A 16,656-nucleotide genomic window follows, 5' to 3' on the forward strand; every position below is an offset into this window, starting at 1 on the left:
TAGAGGTTCTGTATGAATGCCACACCCTTACCGGTGAAACCACCCCGCAAAAAAATTGCCGTGATTGGCTCTGGCATTTCCGGCATGAGTTGTGCGTGGCTTCTCAACCAATCCCAGGATGTCACCCTCTACGAAAAAGATGACCGGCTGGGAGGACATTCCAATACGGTTACGTTTGAGCTTAATCAACAGCCTGTCAGCGTTGACACCGGGTTTATTGTCTACAACCCGGTTAACTACCCGAATCTGGTGGCATTTTTTGATGCGCTGGGCGTGACCACCTGCGAAACCGATATGTCCTTTGCTGTTTCCATCAATGGCGGCGAACTCGAATATTCCGGTAGTGGTCTGTCCGGACTGCTGGCTCAAAAATCCAACCTGGCCAAACCTCAGTTCTGGTCAATGCTGAAAGATCTGATGCGTTTCTACCGGGAGGCCGATGAGCTATTACAAGCCCCGGAAAACAGCCATATAACACTCGGCCAGATGCTCAAACAGCATAACTACGGCAAAGCATTTACCTACAACCACCTGCTGCCAATGGGGGCTGCCATCTGGTCCGTGCCGGTAGAAAAAATGCTCGAGTATCCCGCCACCAGCTTTCTGCGCTTTTGTCGCAATCACGGACTCAACCAGTTGCAAAACCGCCCCCAGTGGCGAACCGTGGTGAACGGTAGCCGCTGCTACGTGGACAAAATTGCACAACACCTGGGAAATGCCGTGCGGCTAAACACTCGCATACAGTCTGTCACTCGCTACGACGATCACGTGGTGGTGGATGACATGCTTGGCAACAGCGAAACTTACGATGAGGTAGTATTTGCCTGCCATAGTGACCAGGCGCTGAACCTGCTAAGCGATGCCAGCAGGGAAGAAAAATCCCTATTGGGATGTTTTCCCTACCAGAGAAATTTTGCCTACCTCCATCAGGACACTTCGCTGATGCCGTTGCGCAAAAAAACTTGGTCCAGCTGGAATTACCTTTCCAGCCAGCGGCAAGATGACACGCGGGTCTCGGTGAGTTACTGGATGAATCGCCTGCAGCCCCTTAACACCGAGCAACCGTTAATAGTGACACTGAACCCCCTGCACATGCCCCGCCAAGGGACGATTATTCGCAGTTTTTTCTATGACCACCCGCTGTTCGGGCAGGCATCACTGGATGCTCAACGTCACCTGTGGTCACTTCAAGGTAAAAACCGCACCTGGTTCTGTGGTGCCTACTTCGGATATGGTTTTCATGAAGATGGCCTGCAGTCGGGACTGGCCGTCGCTGAGGCGCTGGGAGGGGTAATGCGCCCCTGGCAAGTGGATGATCCCAATGGTCGGATCATTCTGCCCCCTGATTACGTTGCCCGTCGCGACAGCGCGGAGACACGTCATGCCTGATAGCCTTAACTCTTCGGTTTACCGTGGCCACGTTCTGCACCATCGTTGGCAGCCCAGACGTCACCGCTTTGTCTATCGGGTCTTTTCACTGTTAATCGACCTGGACGAGTTGCCAACACTGCAACAACGTCTGCGCTGGTTATCGATCAACCGTTTCAATCTGTTTTCTTTTTACGAAAAAGACCATGGTGCAGGCACCCCCGGGTTGAAGAACCATATCTACCAGCTGCTTAAAACGCGGGGTTACCCGGAAGCTTGCGGGAAGATTCAGCTACTCTGCTACCCGAGGATACTGGGATATGTGTTCAACCCGCTGAGTGTTTATTTCTGCTTCGACAAGCAACAACAGCTGCGCGTCATTATTTATGAGGTGACCAACACCTTCGGCCAGCGTCATTGTTACCTGCTATCCGTAGAGGCATCCAGCAAGGATTCTTGGGTCAGGCAACAGAGCGATAAACAAATGTATGTCAGTCCCTTTATGCCCATGGACAGCCATTATCGCTTCCGAATTCTCCCCCCGGACGGCGAACGCCTCGCAGTTTGTATCTACCAGGAACAATCCGCACCGAATGATCGTGAAGCCCACAAATTGTTTGCCAGTTTTAACGGCACCCACCATCCATTAACTAATAGAAGTCTACTGGCGCTCTTTATCCGCTACCCGCTCATGACCCTGAAAGTCATTGGCGGCATTCATTGGGAAGCCCTGAGGTTGTGGATGAAGGGACTGAAACTGCAACCGGGACATGAGCACCACGACACCAACGCCATCAGCTGGCGAGACCAACAAGGAGATATGCACCATGAAAAGTTCTGAGCTGACTGTGACGGGAATGATTCCAGAATCAGGCAAACGTCCAGACTCTATCGAATCCTTGCTGGTTGGCCATTTAGCGTCGCGACTGGACAGTTGCCAGGGGCAATTGACGTTGCAATTCCCCAGTGGTTTTCGCAAACGCTTTGGAAACGGGTCTCCCCAGGTTGAAGTGAGATTGCAATCATTGCGACCTTTGTTGCGACTTTTTCTGGGCGGCACCAATGGCTGGTCAGACAGCTATCTTCAAGGTGAATGGCACAGCAGCGACCTGACCGCACTGGTTCGGTGGGCCCTGCTCAATGAACAACACCTCGGTAACGTTGCCTCTGCACGCTGGTTCAATAACCTGATATACAACATTTACCACTGGTGTCACCCCAATTCCCGCAGTGGAAGCCGTCGCAATATTGCCGCTCACTACGATCTCGGCAACAGCTTCTATGCACACTGGCTAGATCCGGGCATGACTTACTCTTCAGCCCTGTTCGATTCTGACGGGACCAGCCTCGAAGATGCCCAGTCCCTGAAATACAGCCGGATTATGGAGCTGTTGGCACCACAAACCGGTGATGACATTCTGGAAATCGGTTGCGGTTGGGGAGAGTTTGCACGGCAGTTGCTGGAGACCCATGACGTCAGTGTTCACGGTGTCACTCTTTCTAAAGAGCAACTGCAATGGGCGCAAGACAAGTTACACACGGCTGGTCTGGAACAACGGGCGGACATTACCCTCACGGATTATCGTGATATCCGGCAGCAGTATGATGGCGTGGTTTCCATCGAAATGTTTGAGGCCGTCGGCCAAGCCCATTGGGATACCTTTTTCACCCAGTTGAAAGGCATGCTGAAACCTGGCGGTCGGGCGGTTCTGCAGATCATCACCATTGATGACGATCGTTTTGCCGGTTATTCCAGACAGGCTGATTTTATCCAGCGCCATGTCTTTCCCGGCGGCATGTTGCCCAGCGTGGCGATCCTCAAGGAAAAATGCTCTCAGCATGGCTTTCGCCTAGCCCACCAACAAATGTTCGGCAAAGACTATGCCCGAACCCTGGCCTGCTGGCGTGACGCGTTTGAAAACACATGGCCGGAAATCACCAAACTGGGTTTTGACGAACGTTTCTACCGTCTGTGGCGTTACTACCTAAGTTACTGCGAAGGTGGTTTTGAAGAAGGCGCTATCGATGTGGGGTTGTTTGTTCTGGAACACGACGAGGCCTAAACACGGGGCTGCCCATTTAACCACGATAGGCTGTACGTTTTTTCAACCAGTGCATTAAGCGCCCAATAAGGGGCAGGCGCCCATACACTGCTGCACTGTCCCAAAAATCCTGGTGTCGTGCCACTCGACCATTGTCCGCTAAGACCAAACGGCTCGTACCCTGAAAAGTAAACTGGCCGGTGAGTTTGCTGCTGGCACTATAGGTCCAGTAAAGATGGGCAACCATGCCTTCCCGGGAAACCTCGTGCACCGTAAAGTGAATATCATCGAGGCGATCAAACATCTCATTGAGCAACGCCAGATAGTGATCAGCGCCAGTGATATCGTTGAAAGGGTCACTGAAATGAATGTCATCGCAGACCAGGTCCCGCAGTTGCCCGAGGTTGGCTGGGGATAACGTCTCGAGATGTGCGATGTAATGATCCAGTGAGCTCATGACATGTTTCCAGAATGACTCTGTCAGCACCCTATCAGCTATTCCGGCCAGGTGAAACTCGAAACATACCCATGAAAAAGGCCAGCCCGATGGCTGGCCGGTTGTGAACAGATCAGGGTTACTTCAATGTCATTTTATCCCTGTTCTGCTCCATCACTTTTTCACCCACGCCTTTAACTTCCAGCAATTGCTCAAGGCTTGAAAAAGGACCATTGGCTTCACGGTAGGCAACGATGGCCGCCGCACGTTTTTCACCGATGCCGGTTAACATCCCGGACAACTGCTCCGCTGTGGCGGTATTGATGTTGACGGTTTCTGTCTGGGCCATCTCCGATGATGACGTTTCAGCAGCGTACGCCAGCTGCCAGACAGGTAGTGACGTGACAGCAATCAACAATAGAACTTTGATCACGCGAATAAGCGCTTGCATAACGAGCTCCTTGTGCCGAGGCACTTCTGTTACAGATAAGCGGCACCCCATGTGCCGCGGTCCCATTATGTCGAAATTTCAGAATTGATGGCAAGAAGAGTGGCAACGGGATCCGAAGCCTGGGTAATCGGGCGGCCAATCACCAGATAACTGCTGCCATTGGCAATGGCATCGGTAGGTGTCACAACACGGCGCTGATCATCCCCCGCTGCAGCTGCAGGGCGAATACCAGGAGTCACCAGAGTAAAGGTCTCTCCCAATGCCCGACGCAAGCCCTGTGCTTCCATGGCAGAACAGACCACACCATCCATACCGGATGACTGCGCAAGAGATGCCAAGCGCAATACCTGCTCCTCGGGGCTGCATTGAATGCCAATCTCAGCCAGGTCTTCTTCGGCAAAACTGGTCAATACCGTGACAGCTATCAACAGCATGTTACTGTTAGTCTGCTCCAGCACTTCTCGCGCGTCTTCCATCATGCGCCGCCCCCCCGATGCATGGACATCTGTCATCCATACACCCATATCTGCTGCTACTCTTACGGCTTTGGCAACAGTGTTGGGAATATCGTGATACTTGAGGTCAAGAAAGACGTCATATCCCCGGCCTACAAGGCCGGAAACAAATTCCGGACCGGATTGTGTAAACAGCTCTTTACCCACCTTCAGCTTGCAGAGTTCAGGGGACACACTATCCACAAACTTCTGTGCCGATGCGGCCGAGTTGTAATCCAGAGCAACAATTACTTTACTGTCGTTATTCATTGATTATCTCGTCATTTTCGTAATATCCGGGTGTACTACTCACCCTCAATTCCCCTCAGCGGGCGAACGGTTTCCCAATGCTGGCACTGGGGACAAAGCCAGTGCAAGTGCGAACCTTTGAATCCACATTGTATGCAGCGGTATGCCGGATTCCTCTCGATCAGCGCACTCAAAGTATGCTTAAACAATTCAAGATGACGACCGACGGCGCCCTCCGAGGGCCAATAGAAGCCCAATAGCGCATTTAACCCTTTCAGAGATGGGTGACGCTCCAGATAGTCCCCCAGAAAACTGATGGCAGCTTCATCGCCTTGCTGTACCGCGATCTCTTCAGCCACCATGTTCAGGAGGCTGGCACTGGGATACTTTTCCAGCCAACCGGATAACTGGCGAAGCAGGCCCGACTTATCCTCCAGAGCCTGATAACAGTCCCTGACAGGCGACAATATTTCGGTCAGGAACTCCGGCTGCTGGTCCGGTACTGCCAGATAACGCTTCAATGCCAGAGAGTGATTATTGGCCAGTCCTTCCAGCTTGCCCCATAACATACTGGCACGCGATGAATTGCGGTTGAACTTGAGAGCCGACTTGAGATGACCCCGCGCTTCCAGCAGGTCACCTCCTGCCATGGCCCTAAGTGCCAGCTCACAGCAGAAATTGGCCTGTTCTATCCCCAACCCTTCAGGCGTGCGACCAAAACGCTTCTTGTCCATCATGCTAGCCGCACGAATGGCTTTCTCCCACTCCTTTTCATGACGGTAGATATCGATCAGATGAAGTAACGAAGACTGTCTGAATCCACCGCTTTCATCATCCACCAAGTCAAGAAACAACCGCTCTGCTCGGTCAAACAGACCGGCTTTTAAAAAGTCTCGACCCAGCTCCAGGCGGGCCTGCCGCAGCTGCTGGCCAGTGAGGTTGGGACGGGATAATAGATTCTGGTGAACACGGATCGCGCGCTCCGTCTCTCCCCGCTGTCGCATGATATTGCCCAGCGCCAGGTGGGTTTCAAGGGTCGCAGGAGTCACATCAACCGAACGGATAAAGGTATCAATGGCCTGGTCCGGTTGTTCATTTAACAGGAAGTTGATGCCCTGAAAATAGTGCTGGGCAAGCTGACTACTGGCCTCCTTAGCACGGCCCCTACGTACACCGTAGAGGTACCCTGCATACCAGCAAAGTGCGGATAACAGAATAAGGGGAACAGCATACGTGAGTTCGTACATCGGGTACGGATGGGCCTATGGATTTTCTTGGGTCTTGACCAGGCGCTGTTTCGTCAATTGCTTGTTTAACCGGTAGGCACGCCGCTTAACACGCAACAGTGCCGGCAGGCTGACAATAATACCCAGTAGGCATCCTACAGATACCGCCAGCAACAACCACAAGCCGGATGGCATCGGGCCCAGGGAATATCCCAAAAGCACCATGGAAATAGGTTCCGGGTTGGCGAGCACTATCGACAAGCCAAGAAGTATAGCTAACACGCAGACAAGCAATATCCAGAGTTTTTTCAGCAGTGCCATAACGTCCTCATAAAAAAACGGCAAGTACGAAGCCTTGCCGTTTATTGTAACCAAACTCTCGAGATTCAGCCCCGGTTATTGTAAGGCAGAACACCTATGCTCAACTTGTCAGGCTGTCGTTTACCCGTTCGCGTAATTCCTTGCCTGGCTTAAAGTACGGCACATACTTGCCGGACAGCTTCACAGAGTCACCGGTTTTAGGGTTTCTTCCCACTCTGGGTGCCCGGTAATGCAGGCAAAAACTGCCGAAACCCCGAATTTCAATACGGTCGTTATTAACCAGCGCCTGGGTCATACGTTCAAGGATCATTTTCACTGCCAACTCCACATCTTTGGGAGGCAACTGATCCTGCTGACTGACAATATGGTCAATTAATTCTGATTTTGTCATAACTACCTGAGTTTAAAGTAGAAAGGGGTAATGTTTCCATTACCCCTATCTAACCATTACTTCTCTTTCGTGTCCATCTGTGCCTTGATCAAATCACCGATAGTCGTCGGCGCGATGTTATCGGCCTCTGATTTACGGTGCTCTTTGATCGCAGCCTTCTCTTCAGCAACGTCTTTAGCTTTAACGGAAAGATTGATAGCGCGGTTCTTGCGATCCACGTTAACGATCTTCGCTTCCACTTCGTCACCAACATTCAGGACATTACGGGCATCTTCAACTTTGTCACGAGACAGCTCGGAAGCCTTCAGCTGGCCTTCCACTTCGCCACTGAGAGTAATGGTTGCGCTCTTGGCATCCACTTCTTTCACGATACCGGTCACGATTGTGCCCTTGTCATTCTCAGCAACATAGCTGGAGAACGGATCGTCAGACAGTTGTTTCATACCCAGTGAAATACGCTCTCTTTCCGGATCAATGGAAAGAATAACGGTTTCCACTTCATCGCCTTTCTTGAAGTTGCGTACTGCATCTTCACCGGTTTCGTTCCAGGAGATGTCGGACAGGTGAACCAGACCATCGATGCCACCGTTCAGACCGATAAAGATACCGAAGTCTGTGATGGACTTGATGTTACCGGCGATTTTCTCACCTTTGCTGTGCAGTGAAGCAAACTCATCCCAAGGATTAACATGACACTGTTTGATACCCAGGGAGATACGACGACGCTCTTCGTCGATATCGAGAACCATGACATCAACTTCATCGCCCAACTGAACCACTTTGGAGGGGTGGATGTTCTTGTTGGTCCAGTCCATTTCAGAGACGTGAACCAGACCTTCCACACCATCTTCCAACTCAGCAAAACAGCCGTAATCCGTCAGGTTGGTAACCACAGCCTTGACGCGGGCACCTTCAGGGTAACGACCGGAGATATCAGCCCAGGGATCTTCACCCATTTGTTTCATACCCAGAGATACGCGGCTGCGCTCACGGTCAAACTTGAGTACTTTCACATCAATTTCGTCACCGACATTGACGATCTCGCTGGGATGCTTGATGCGCTTCCAGGACATGTCAGTGATGTGCAGCAGACCATCGATACCACCCAGGTCTACAAAGGCACCGTAGTCGGTGAGGTTCTTGACGATACCCTTCAGGGTCACGCCTTCTTCCAGTTTCGCCAGCAGCTCATCACGTTCTTCCGTGTTCACCTGCTCCATCACGGCGCGGCGTGAAACCACGACGTTGTTGCGTTTCTGATCCAGCTTGATGACTTTGAATTCGAGGGGTTTGTCTTCCAGATGTGCGGTGTCGCGAATCGGACGCACGTCTACCAGAGAACCGGGCAGGAAGGCACGCAGGCCATTAATATCAACAGTGAAGCCACCTTTGACTTTGCCACTGATAACACCCTTAACCACTTCATCTGCCTTATGGGCAGCTTCCAGCTCAATCCAGGATTCAGCGCGACGGGCTTTTTCACGGGACAGGCGGGTAGCGCCAAAACCATCTTCCACAGCTTCCAGAGCTACCTGGACTTCATCGCCGATAGCGAGATGGATTTCACCATCGTCGTCCAAGAATTGGCTTTTGGGGATAACACCTTCAGATTTCAGGCCCGCGTGAACGGTTACCCAGTCTTTGTCGATATCAATGACAACACCAGTCACGATGGAGCCGGTGCTCATTTCGACGGTCTTCAAGCTTTCTTCAAAAAGTTCTGCGAAACTCTCGCTCATTGAGATTTACCTGTGATAAAAAACGAGTCGTTAGACTCTCAAACCGCACTACCAGTCATGCGGGCTGTTGGTTTCAGGGCAACACAGCGCGTATCTGGTGAAACGCTGCGAATCCCGGTTTATTGCGGCAGATCAATACCATTGGCGGTCACGTGATCTACAACTTTTTGCAATACCTCATCGATGCTCATGCCAGTACTGTCCAGCAGAATGGCATTGGCGGCGGGAACCATCGGTGACACCTTGCGGTTCATATCCCGCTCATCCCGCTTGCGCACCCGCTCGACGAGGGCGGCAAGGCTAACACTTTCCCCCTTATCAATCAACTGGTTATAGCGTCTCTCAGCTCTCTCCTCGGGGCTGGCTGTGAGGAAAATTTTGGCATCGGCATCGGTAAAAACAACCGTCCCCATATCGCGACCATCGGCCACCAGTCCCGGCATGACTGCAAATGCTCTTTGACGTTGCAGCAACGCTGTCCGCACTTCAGGAAAGGCAGCGACCAATGAGGCCTCAGTGCCCACACTTTCCGTGCGAATCAGGGAACTGACATCTTCACCTTCCAGCATCACCCGAGGGGCATCACCGTTATCCTGGGTGCGGAAGGAAATATCCATATGAGCCGCCAACACTGCCAGGGATTCGACATTGTCGAAGGCCACGCCGTGGCGTTTTGCGGCCAGGGCCAGCAAGCGATAAAGTGCCCCGCTATCCAGATAGTGGTAACCGAGCCTGGCTGCCAGCAATTGGCAGATCGTGCCCTTACCCGACCCGCTGGGTCCATCAATGGTTATTACGGGGACCTTTTTTTCAATCATCTTGTTTCCTCGGCTATCTTCAGCCCGGCATTGTTGGCCAACGCCACAAAACCCGGGAATGATGTCGCCACGTTATTGCAATTCCGTATCAGTATCGGCCCGTTGGCCCGCAATGATGCCACGGCAAACGACATGGCAATGCGGTGATCGCCCAGGCTGTCTACTTCCCCACCGCCAATGGGACCACCGGTGATCACAATACCGTCCGGGGTCGGAACAGTTCTGACACCCAGTATTTCCAAGCCATCTGCCATGGCCTGAATACGATCACTTTCCTTGACCCGTAATTCCTCGGCACCGGACAACACGGTCTCTCCCTCTGCACAGGCCGCTGCGATAAACAGTGCCGGAAACTCATCAATGGCCAGTGGCACTTGATCTTCAGGGATGTGTATGCCGTGCAGGGGTGCATAGCGAACACGAATATCAGCGACCGGCTCCCCGCCCACCTCACGGTAGTTAGTGAGCTCCAGGTCCGCGCCCATCATTTGCAGGATATTGATCACTCCGATCCTGGTCGGGTTAACGCCCACATGAGTCAAAGTGATATCCGACCCGGGTGCAATGGCAGCCGCCACCATAAAAAATGTGGCAGATGAAATATCTGAAGGCACATCGATAGGCGTGGCTGTCATTTTACCACCACCACTCAACTCGGCCACGGCACCATGTCGCTCCACCGGGTAACCAAAACCCGTCAACATGCGCTCGGTGTGGTCTCTGGTCGGCGCAGGTTCAGTGGTTCTGGTCATGCCCTGCGCATATAGACCCGCAAGCAGCACACAGGATTTCACCTGGGCACTGGCCATCGGCAATTTGTAATCGATAGCTTTTAGTGTCTGACCACCTTTTATAAGCAGAGGCGGTCGTCCACCTTCTGCCGTTTCAATGACAGCACCCATCTGTCGCAGAGGGGCCGCCACCCTTTCCATCGGACGCTTCGACAGGGATTCATCACCCGTCAATTCAACATCAAATGCCTGTCCTGCCAGCAGTCCCGCCAGCAATCGCATGGAAGTTCCTGAGTTACCCAGATACAAGGGACCCACTGGAGCCTGTAAACCTTGCATGCCAACACCGTGGATGGTCACACGTCCATTGTCGGGGCCTTCGATGACTACACCCATATCCCTGAATGCCTGCAATGTGGCGAGGCTGTCCTCACCTTCCAGAAAACCGGTGACCTCGGTAGTGCCATTAGCCAAGGACCCCAACATGATGGAGCGGTGGGAAATGGACTTGTCGCCAGGAACACGAATGTCGCCTGTTACTGCTTCAGCGGGAGCAACCCGATAATCGATGGTTTGTGTCATTGGTTCCAGATAGGCCTTGTTTTCCAGCATCTTGGCAAAATGATTACGCGCTTCCCTGGCCCGGGTAAACACCCCCAGCAAATGGGCACTGTCCTTGTTTTTTATTGCCTCTTTGAGGCTGCTTACGTGATCGGTGAAGTTGTCCAGCACCTTTAACAGCGCATCGCTATTGGCCATAACGATGTCGTGCCACATCACCGGATCACTGGCGGCAATGCGGGTGAAGTCCCGAAAACCGCCGGCAGCATACCGGAATATTTCCCGGTTTTCTCGCATATGTGCCAGAGCGTCGACCAAGGTATAAGCCAGCATGTGGGGCAAATGGCTCGTAGCAGCCAGTACTTCATCGTGCTCGGGCACCGGCATTTCGCTGATCACAGCACCCACCCCCTGCCAAAGGTCTCGTACCCGCTGCAGGTGATCCGCACCGGTTTCGGGCAAAGGGGTTAAAATCACACGGTGGTCGTCAAACAATGATGAATTAGCCGCTTCAACACCACTTTTCTCAGATCCGGCTATCGGGTGTCCCGGGACAAATTGCTGAGGAATTTCGTTGTATGCATCCCGCACCGAGGCCACCACACTGCCCTTGACCGAAGCGACATCAGTGATAGTCACCTCAGGGGAAAGTATTGCTTGCAACTGATTCACGATGGCGGGGACTGTCAGGGTAGGAACGCCGATAAGCACCACATCCCCTTTGCCGAGCTCGCCAGCAATGTCTTCCAGGCTAGTCACAACACGATCTACAACGCCGTTGGCCAGAGCCTTTTCAAGTGTCTCAGGATTACGTGAACTGCCTATGACTTCAGCGCAAAGGCCACGCTCACGAGCCGCTTTGGCCAGGCTACCACCTATCAGGCCAAGCCCCACCACTAACAGGCGTTGAATTCTGACAGTCATCAGACCGCGCCCCCATCTGACAGCAGCTGTGACAAGGTATTTAAAAAGCGTTCGTTTTCCTCGGGCAGACCAATGGAGACCCGCAGATGATTGGGCATGCCATACAGCGCAATGGGCCGGACAATAATGCCCTTCTGCAGCAATGACCGATAAAGTTCAGAGGCATCACCCGGCACCTGCACAGCCACAAAATTGCCGGCTGAAGGGATATAGTCCAGGCCAAGCTTCTCGAAACCTGAAGTCAGTTGCTGGTAACCTTGGCGATTCATTTCAATACTATTTTGCAGGTACTCTTCATCCGCCAACACCGCTTGCGCAGCGGCCAGGGCCAGGCCGTTGACATTGAATGGCTGGCGCAGACGATTAAGGATATCCGCCACATCGGGGTGGGAGACTGCGTAACCCACTCGCAGAGCAGCCAACCCATAGGCTTTGGAAAAGGTGCGGGTCACTACTAGGTTGGGGTATTGCTTGATGAGCTCAATGGCCGAACCATACCCGGCTTCATCAACATATTCAAAATAGGCTTCATCCAGCACCACCAGCACATGTGGCGGCACTGATTGAAGCAAGCGCTCTACCGAGCTCAACGGCGCCCAAGTGCCCGTGGGATTATTGGGATTGGCAATAAATAAAAGACGTGTCTGGCTGTCAACAGCTTCCGCCATGGCTTCGAGGTCATGACCCCATTGCTTTGCGGGGACAATCACCACGTGAGCATTCTGAGCAGTGATCACCAGCTGATAGACAACAAATGCGTGCTCGGAGACCACCGCATTGTGCTGTTGACCCAGGAAGCCACGAGCCAGTAGTTCCAGCACGTCGTTAGAGCCATTACCCAGGGTCAGTTGATTGGCACACACACCCAGTTGCTTTGCCAGTGCGTTTTTTAGGTAGTAGCCGTTGCCGTCCGGGTATCGCGCCCCGTCTTTCAATACCCTATCAACAGCCTCGCGAGCCTTGGTGCTGAGCCCCAGGGGGTTCTCGTTACTCGCCAGCTTTATGACATCTGATATCCCCAGCTCACGCTCCAGCTCCTCCACGGGCATGCCGCCCTGATAAGGTTGCAAATGCTGTACGCCGGGCAAAGCCAGACTTTTTAAATCCACGCTCATAAATATTGTTCTTGATTGTTGTTACAACACGGCTTTCGGGTAGGAGCCAAGCACTCGGAGGTCGGCGACGATACTGCCCACTTCTGCGAGCACTGCCGATACATTGGGGGCATCCCTGTGCCCGAGAAAATCGATAAAGAACACATAGGTCCACTTACCGGTCCGCGATGGGCGGGTTTCCACCCGAGTCAAATCAACGCCATTGCGGTGAAAGGGCTCCAGCAGGTTGTGCAGGGCTCCGGGTTCATTGCGCACGGCAACGATGATCGAGGTCTTGTCATCACCGCTAGGGGGAATACTGTCCCGGCCAATGATAAGGAAACGGGTTGAGTTATCCGGTCGATCCTCGATTTTTTCATTCAGTTTGGTCAGACCGTAAAGCTCAGCCGCCATGTCCCCGGCAATTGCCGCACTGTTCCACTCCCCTTTGATGCGCTTGGCCGCCTCTGCATTGCTACTGACGGCGATTCGCTCCGCTTTGGGGTAGTGCCCATCGAGCCACTGGCGACACTGGGCCAAGGACTGGGAGTGAGAATAAACACGAGTAATGTGGTCGCTGTGGGTATTGGGCCCAACCAGCAGATGGTGGTGAATACGCAATTCCACTTCACCACAAATATTCAGGGTGGAATCAAGAAAGGTATCCAGGGTGTGATTGATCATGCCTTCGGTAGAATTTTCTACCGGCACCACACCATAGTTCACCGCGCCAGCAGCCACTTCTCGAAAAACCTCATCAATGGCCCCCAAGGGCACGGTGACGGCGGAATGACCAAAATGCTTGAGTGCGGCTTCTTGTGTAAAAGTGCCTTCAGGGCCAAGGAAAGCCACCTTGACGGGCTGCTCCAGGGCCAGGCAGGCAGACATGATTTCGCGAAACAGCCGTGCCATCTCTTCGTTATCCAGCGGGCCCTGATTTTTCGCCATGATATGGCGTAATACCTGCGCTTCCCGTTCGGGCCGATAAAAGACGGCATCGCCCGCAGACTGTTTGACTTCCGCCACCTGCTGGGCACATCTGGCCCGCTCGCTGATCAACGCGAGGATCTGGTCATCAATACTGTCAATCTGATCGCGTAACCGGGTCAGTTGTTTATCATCTGCCATGCTTGCTGCCCGTCACTCCGTCGTTTCTTCATCAAAAGGCTGTTCCTGCTCTTCAATACGTGCCAGACCCACCAGCGATTCGCCCTCCTTGAGGCGAATGGTTCTCACACCCTGGGTATTGCGGCCAAGTACGGATATCTCTTCACTGCGGGTGCGAACCATGGTGCCCTGATCTGAAATCAGCATAATTTCGTCACCGTCAAACAACTGCACAGCACCCACCAACGGGCCGTTGCGCTCGCTGGCCTGAATAGCGATCATGCCCTTACCGCCACGACCCTTGGTGGGGAATTCAGACAGCGCCGTACGCTTGCCATAACCCTTTTCAGACACCGTCAGCACATAGCCCTTCTGCTGGGGAATCACCATCGACAACACCTGATGCTCTTCCGGCAGGCGCATACCGCGCACACCCTTGGAAACCCTGCCCATGGCACGAACGTCTTCTTCGGCAAAGCGCACAGCCTTGCCTTCACTACTGAACAGCATCACATCACAGCTGCCATCGGTGATGGCAGTGCCCACCAGGTGATCGCCCTCCACCAAATCAACAGCACGCAAACCGACGCTGCGGGGACGTGAAAACTGATCCAGAGAGGTTTTCTTTACCGTGCCATTGGCCGTGGCCATGATCACGTAACGGTCTGCACTGTACTCCTCCACTGGCAGGATAGACGTGATGCGCTCATCGTCATCTAGCGGCAGCAGATTCACCATCGGACGGCCACGGGAATTACGGCCCGCCAAGGGGATTTGATAAACCTTTAGCCAGTAAACCTTACCGGCACTGGTAAAACACAACACTGTGGTGTGGGTATTGGCAATCAGCAGGTGCTCGACGAAGTCCTCGTCTTTTACGGCAGTCGCTGATTTGCCCATACCACCGCGGCGCTGGGCCTGGTAATCGCTGAGGGGTTGTGTCTTCGCATAACCGCCGTGGGAAATCGTTACCACGCGGTCTTCTTCAGTAATCAGGTCTTCAATGGTGAGATCGTGCTGAGACTCAATAATCTCAGTACGGCGATCGTCGCCAAATTCTTCACTGACCGCTTTCAGCTCCTCGCGAATCACCTCCATCAGGCGATCGTGAGAACCGAGAATCGACAGGTATTCTGCTATTTCCTCCAGCTTTTCCTGATACTCGGTGAGCAACTTGTCGTGCTCCATGCCAGTCAGGCGGTGCAGGCGCAACTCCAGAATGGCCTGAGCCTGGGCCGGGGACAGGTAGTATTTACCCTCCCGCATGCCGAATTGAGGCTCCAGATCTTCCGGGCGACAGGCATCACTGCCGGCGCGCTCCAGGAACTGGCTCACTGCAGCAGCTGGCCAACCCTCAGCGATCAGTCGCTCCTTAGCCTCCGCAGGGGTCGGCGAGGACTTGATCAGCTCAATCACCGGATCGATATTGGCAATGGCCACCGCCAGGCCTTCCAGAATATGGCCGCGTTCGCGGGCCTTGCGCAACAGGTAAACCGTACGGCGGGTCACCACCTCGCGGCGATGGCGCACAAACGCCTCAAGCATCTCCTTGAGATTGAGGGTACGAGGCTGGTCATCAACCAGCGCCACCATGTTGATGCCGAACACGTTCTGCAGCTGGGTTTGGGCGTAGAGATTGTTGAGCACTACCTCACCCACGTCACCGCGCTTGATCTCAATGACCACGCGCAGGCCATCCTTGTCAGATTCATCGCGAAGTTCGGAAATCCCTTCGAGCTTTTTCTCTTTAACCAGCTCGGCAATACGCTCTATCAGGCGAGCCTTGTTCAGTTGGTAGGGGATCTCATTGATGATGATGGTCTCGCGACCCGTCTTTTCGTTGGTTTCCACTTCTGCACGGGCGCGTACATAAATGCGACCCCGGCCCGTGCGATAAGCCTGCAGAATACCCGCCTTGCCATTAATAATTGCAGCGGTAGGAAAGTCCGGGCCAGGGATATACTCCATCAACTCGTCAATAGAGATATCCGCGTTATCAATCAGCGCCAAACAACCGTTGACCACCTCTTTCAGATTGTGGGGCGGAATGTTGGTAGCCATGCCCACGGCGATGCCGGAAGAACCGTTAACCAGCAGGTTGGGCACCCGGGTGGGTAACACCTCAGGGATCAGTTCGGTGCCGTCATAGTTTTCCACATAGTCGACGGTCTCCTTATCGAGGTCCGCCAACAACGAATGGGAAATCTTCGACATACGAATTTCGGTGTAACGCATGGCCGCGGCTGAGTCGCCATCGATGGAGCCAAAGTTTCCCTGGCCATCCACCAGCATGTAACGCAGCGAGAACGGCTGCGCCATACGCACAATCGTGTCGTAAACAGCGGAATCACCGTGGGGGTGATATTTACCAATCACGTCACCCACAACCCGTGCCGACTTCTTGTAGGGTTTATTCCAGTCGTTATTCAGCACGTTCATGGCAAACAGCACTCGACGATGCACCGGCTTTAGGCCATCGCGTACATCGGGCAACGCTCTACCGACGATGACGCTCATGGCGTAATCGAGGTACGACTGGCGCAGTTCGTCTTCAATATTGACGGGCAGGACTTCTCTAGCTAATTCACCCATGCTGGTGCTCAATCCCCTTTATGCTTGTTTTGTGCCGAGGCGCCAAATAGCGCCAAAACAAGCGCGCGATCATACCATAAAACCGGCCCGCGACGCCTCTGTATCCCTTTGT

15 protein-coding genes are annotated in these 16,656 nt (G+C 53.3%); 3 read left to right on the forward strand and 12 right to left on the reverse strand.

What is annotated here, in order from left to right; translation table 11 throughout:
• The first annotated feature begins 12 nt into the window (after positions 1–12).
• The 3 genes from Q8A57_RS01945 to Q8A57_RS01955 are packed head-to-tail and all read left to right on the forward strand — an operon-like array spanning position 13 to position 3,431.
• Entirely contained in the window at positions 13–1,389 is a 1,377-nt protein-coding gene (locus Q8A57_RS01945; protein ID WP_305169235.1) for an NAD(P)/FAD-dependent oxidoreductase, read from the forward strand.
• The gene (locus tag Q8A57_RS01950; RefSeq protein ID WP_305169236.1) at positions 1,382–2,209 is read left to right on the forward strand and encodes a DUF1365 domain-containing protein; all 828 of its coding nucleotides are present in this window, start codon (positions 1,382–1,384) and stop codon (positions 2,207–2,209) included. Before Q8A57_RS01945 ends, Q8A57_RS01950 begins: the two co-directional genes overlap by 8 nt.
• Positions 2,196–3,431, forward strand: a complete 1,236-nt coding sequence (locus Q8A57_RS01955; protein ID WP_305169237.1) for an SAM-dependent methyltransferase — start codon at positions 2,196–2,198, stop codon at positions 3,429–3,431. Before Q8A57_RS01950 ends, Q8A57_RS01955 begins: the two co-directional genes overlap by 14 nt.
• Before the next feature lie 16 nt (positions 3,432–3,447).
• Here the strand turns inward: Q8A57_RS01955 and Q8A57_RS01960 are convergent, their stop codons facing one another.
• From Q8A57_RS01960 to gyrA, 12 genes are all read right to left on the reverse strand, one after another.
• A complete protein-coding gene (locus Q8A57_RS01960; RefSeq protein ID WP_305169238.1) occupies positions 3,448–3,867 on the reverse strand; it encodes a nuclear transport factor 2 family protein in 420 nt (139 codons plus the stop codon).
• Positions 3,868–3,985: 118 nt separating this feature from the next.
• Entirely contained in the window at positions 3,986–4,297 is a 312-nt protein-coding gene (locus tag Q8A57_RS01965) for a ComEA family DNA-binding protein (RefSeq protein WP_305169239.1), read from the reverse strand.
• 65 nt (positions 4,298–4,362) lie between these two features.
• Positions 4,363–5,061 (reverse strand): orotidine-5'-phosphate decarboxylase, encoded by a 699-nt coding sequence (pyrF, locus tag Q8A57_RS01970; RefSeq protein WP_305169240.1) that lies wholly within the window; start codon positions 5,059–5,061, stop codon positions 4,363–4,365.
• A 35-nt stretch (positions 5,062–5,096) separates the two neighbouring features.
• Positions 5,097–6,287: a lipopolysaccharide assembly protein LapB gene (gene lapB / locus Q8A57_RS01975; protein WP_305169241.1), complete on the reverse strand. Its 1,191-nt coding sequence runs from the start codon at positions 6,285–6,287 to the stop codon at positions 5,097–5,099.
• 15 nt (positions 6,288–6,302) lie between these two features.
• The gene (locus Q8A57_RS01980; RefSeq protein WP_305169242.1) at positions 6,303–6,587 is read right to left on the reverse strand and encodes a LapA family protein; all 285 of its coding nucleotides are present in this window, start codon (positions 6,585–6,587) and stop codon (positions 6,303–6,305) included.
• A 100-nt stretch (positions 6,588–6,687) separates the two neighbouring features.
• Positions 6,688–6,978: an integration host factor subunit beta gene (gene ihfB / locus Q8A57_RS01985; RefSeq protein ID WP_305169243.1), complete on the reverse strand. Its 291-nt coding sequence runs from the start codon at positions 6,976–6,978 to the stop codon at positions 6,688–6,690.
• 56 nt (positions 6,979–7,034) lie between these two features.
• The gene (gene rpsA / locus Q8A57_RS01990) at positions 7,035–8,717 is read right to left on the reverse strand and encodes a 30S ribosomal protein S1 (RefSeq protein ID WP_305169244.1); all 1,683 of its coding nucleotides are present in this window, start codon (positions 8,715–8,717) and stop codon (positions 7,035–7,037) included.
• Between the two features lie 119 nt (positions 8,718–8,836).
• Positions 8,837–9,535: a (d)CMP kinase gene (gene cmk, locus Q8A57_RS01995; RefSeq protein WP_369427761.1), complete on the reverse strand. Its 699-nt coding sequence runs from the start codon at positions 9,533–9,535 to the stop codon at positions 8,837–8,839.
• Positions 9,532–11,751 (reverse strand): bifunctional prephenate dehydrogenase/3-phosphoshikimate 1-carboxyvinyltransferase, encoded by a 2,220-nt coding sequence (locus Q8A57_RS02000; protein ID WP_305169245.1) that lies wholly within the window; start codon positions 11,749–11,751, stop codon positions 9,532–9,534. The genes cmk and Q8A57_RS02000 overlap by 4 nt, the downstream gene beginning before the upstream one ends.
• Positions 11,751–12,866: a histidinol-phosphate transaminase gene (hisC, locus tag Q8A57_RS02005; RefSeq protein WP_305169246.1), complete on the reverse strand. Its 1,116-nt coding sequence runs from the start codon at positions 12,864–12,866 to the stop codon at positions 11,751–11,753. Before hisC ends, Q8A57_RS02000 begins: the two co-directional genes overlap by 1 nt.
• A gap of 21 nt (positions 12,867–12,887) precedes the next feature.
• On the reverse strand, positions 12,888–13,973 hold the full coding sequence (gene pheA / locus Q8A57_RS02010) for a prephenate dehydratase (RefSeq protein WP_305169247.1): 1,086 nt from the start codon (positions 13,971–13,973) through the stop codon (positions 12,888–12,890).
• Between the two features lie 12 nt (positions 13,974–13,985).
• Positions 13,986–16,544, reverse strand: coding sequence for a DNA gyrase subunit A (gene gyrA, locus Q8A57_RS02015; RefSeq protein ID WP_305169248.1), 2,559 nt, complete (start codon positions 16,542–16,544; stop codon positions 13,986–13,988).
• Positions 16,545–16,656: the final 112 nt, after the last annotated feature.

The organism is Porticoccus litoralis, assembly GCF_030676955.1.
GTDB lineage: Bacteria > Pseudomonadota > Gammaproteobacteria > Pseudomonadales > Porticoccaceae > Porticoccus > Porticoccus litoralis.

What these genes read in the sequence shown, in the direction of transcription:
- rpsA (WP_305169244.1), bottom strand. Translation starts at nt 8,717, where the DNA reads ATGAGCGAGAGTTTCGCAGAACTTTTTGAAGAAAGCTTGAAGACCGTC.
- Q8A57_RS01950 (WP_305169236.1), top strand. Translation starts at nt 1,382, where the DNA reads ATGCCTGATAGCCTTAACTCTTCGGTTTACCGTGGCCACGTTCTGCAC.
- gyrA (WP_305169248.1), bottom strand. Translation starts at nt 16,544, where the DNA reads ATGGGTGAATTAGCTAGAGAAGTCCTGCCCGTCAATATTGAAGACGAA.
- ihfB (WP_305169243.1), bottom strand. Translation starts at nt 6,978, where the DNA reads ATGACAAAATCAGAATTAATTGACCATATTGTCAGTCAGCAGGATCAG.
- Q8A57_RS01960 (WP_305169238.1), bottom strand. Translation starts at nt 3,867, where the DNA reads ATGAGCTCACTGGATCATTACATCGCACATCTCGAGACGTTATCCCCA.
- pyrF (WP_305169240.1), bottom strand. Translation starts at nt 5,061, where the DNA reads ATGAATAACGACAGTAAAGTAATTGTTGCTCTGGATTACAACTCGGCC.
- pheA (WP_305169247.1), bottom strand. Translation starts at nt 13,973, where the DNA reads ATGGCAGATGATAAACAACTGACCCGGTTACGCGATCAGATTGACAGT.
- cmk (WP_369427761.1), bottom strand. Translation starts at nt 9,535, where the DNA reads ATGATTGAAAAAAAGGTCCCCGTAATAACCATTGATGGACCCAGCGGG.
- Q8A57_RS02000 (WP_305169245.1), bottom strand. Translation starts at nt 11,751, where the DNA reads ATGACTGTCAGAATTCAACGCCTGTTAGTGGTGGGGCTTGGCCTGATA.
- Q8A57_RS01965 (WP_305169239.1), bottom strand. Translation starts at nt 4,297, where the DNA reads ATGCAAGCGCTTATTCGCGTGATCAAAGTTCTATTGTTGATTGCTGTC.
- Q8A57_RS01955 (WP_305169237.1), top strand. Translation starts at nt 2,196, where the DNA reads ATGAAAAGTTCTGAGCTGACTGTGACGGGAATGATTCCAGAATCAGGC.
- Q8A57_RS01980 (WP_305169242.1), bottom strand. Translation starts at nt 6,587, where the DNA reads ATGGCACTGCTGAAAAAACTCTGGATATTGCTTGTCTGCGTGTTAGCT.
- hisC (WP_305169246.1), bottom strand. Translation starts at nt 12,866, where the DNA reads ATGAGCGTGGATTTAAAAAGTCTGGCTTTGCCCGGCGTACAGCATTTG.
- lapB (WP_305169241.1), bottom strand. Translation starts at nt 6,287, where the DNA reads ATGTACGAACTCACGTATGCTGTTCCCCTTATTCTGTTATCCGCACTT.
- Q8A57_RS01945 (WP_305169235.1), top strand. Translation starts at nt 13, where the DNA reads ATGAATGCCACACCCTTACCGGTGAAACCACCCCGCAAAAAAATTGCC.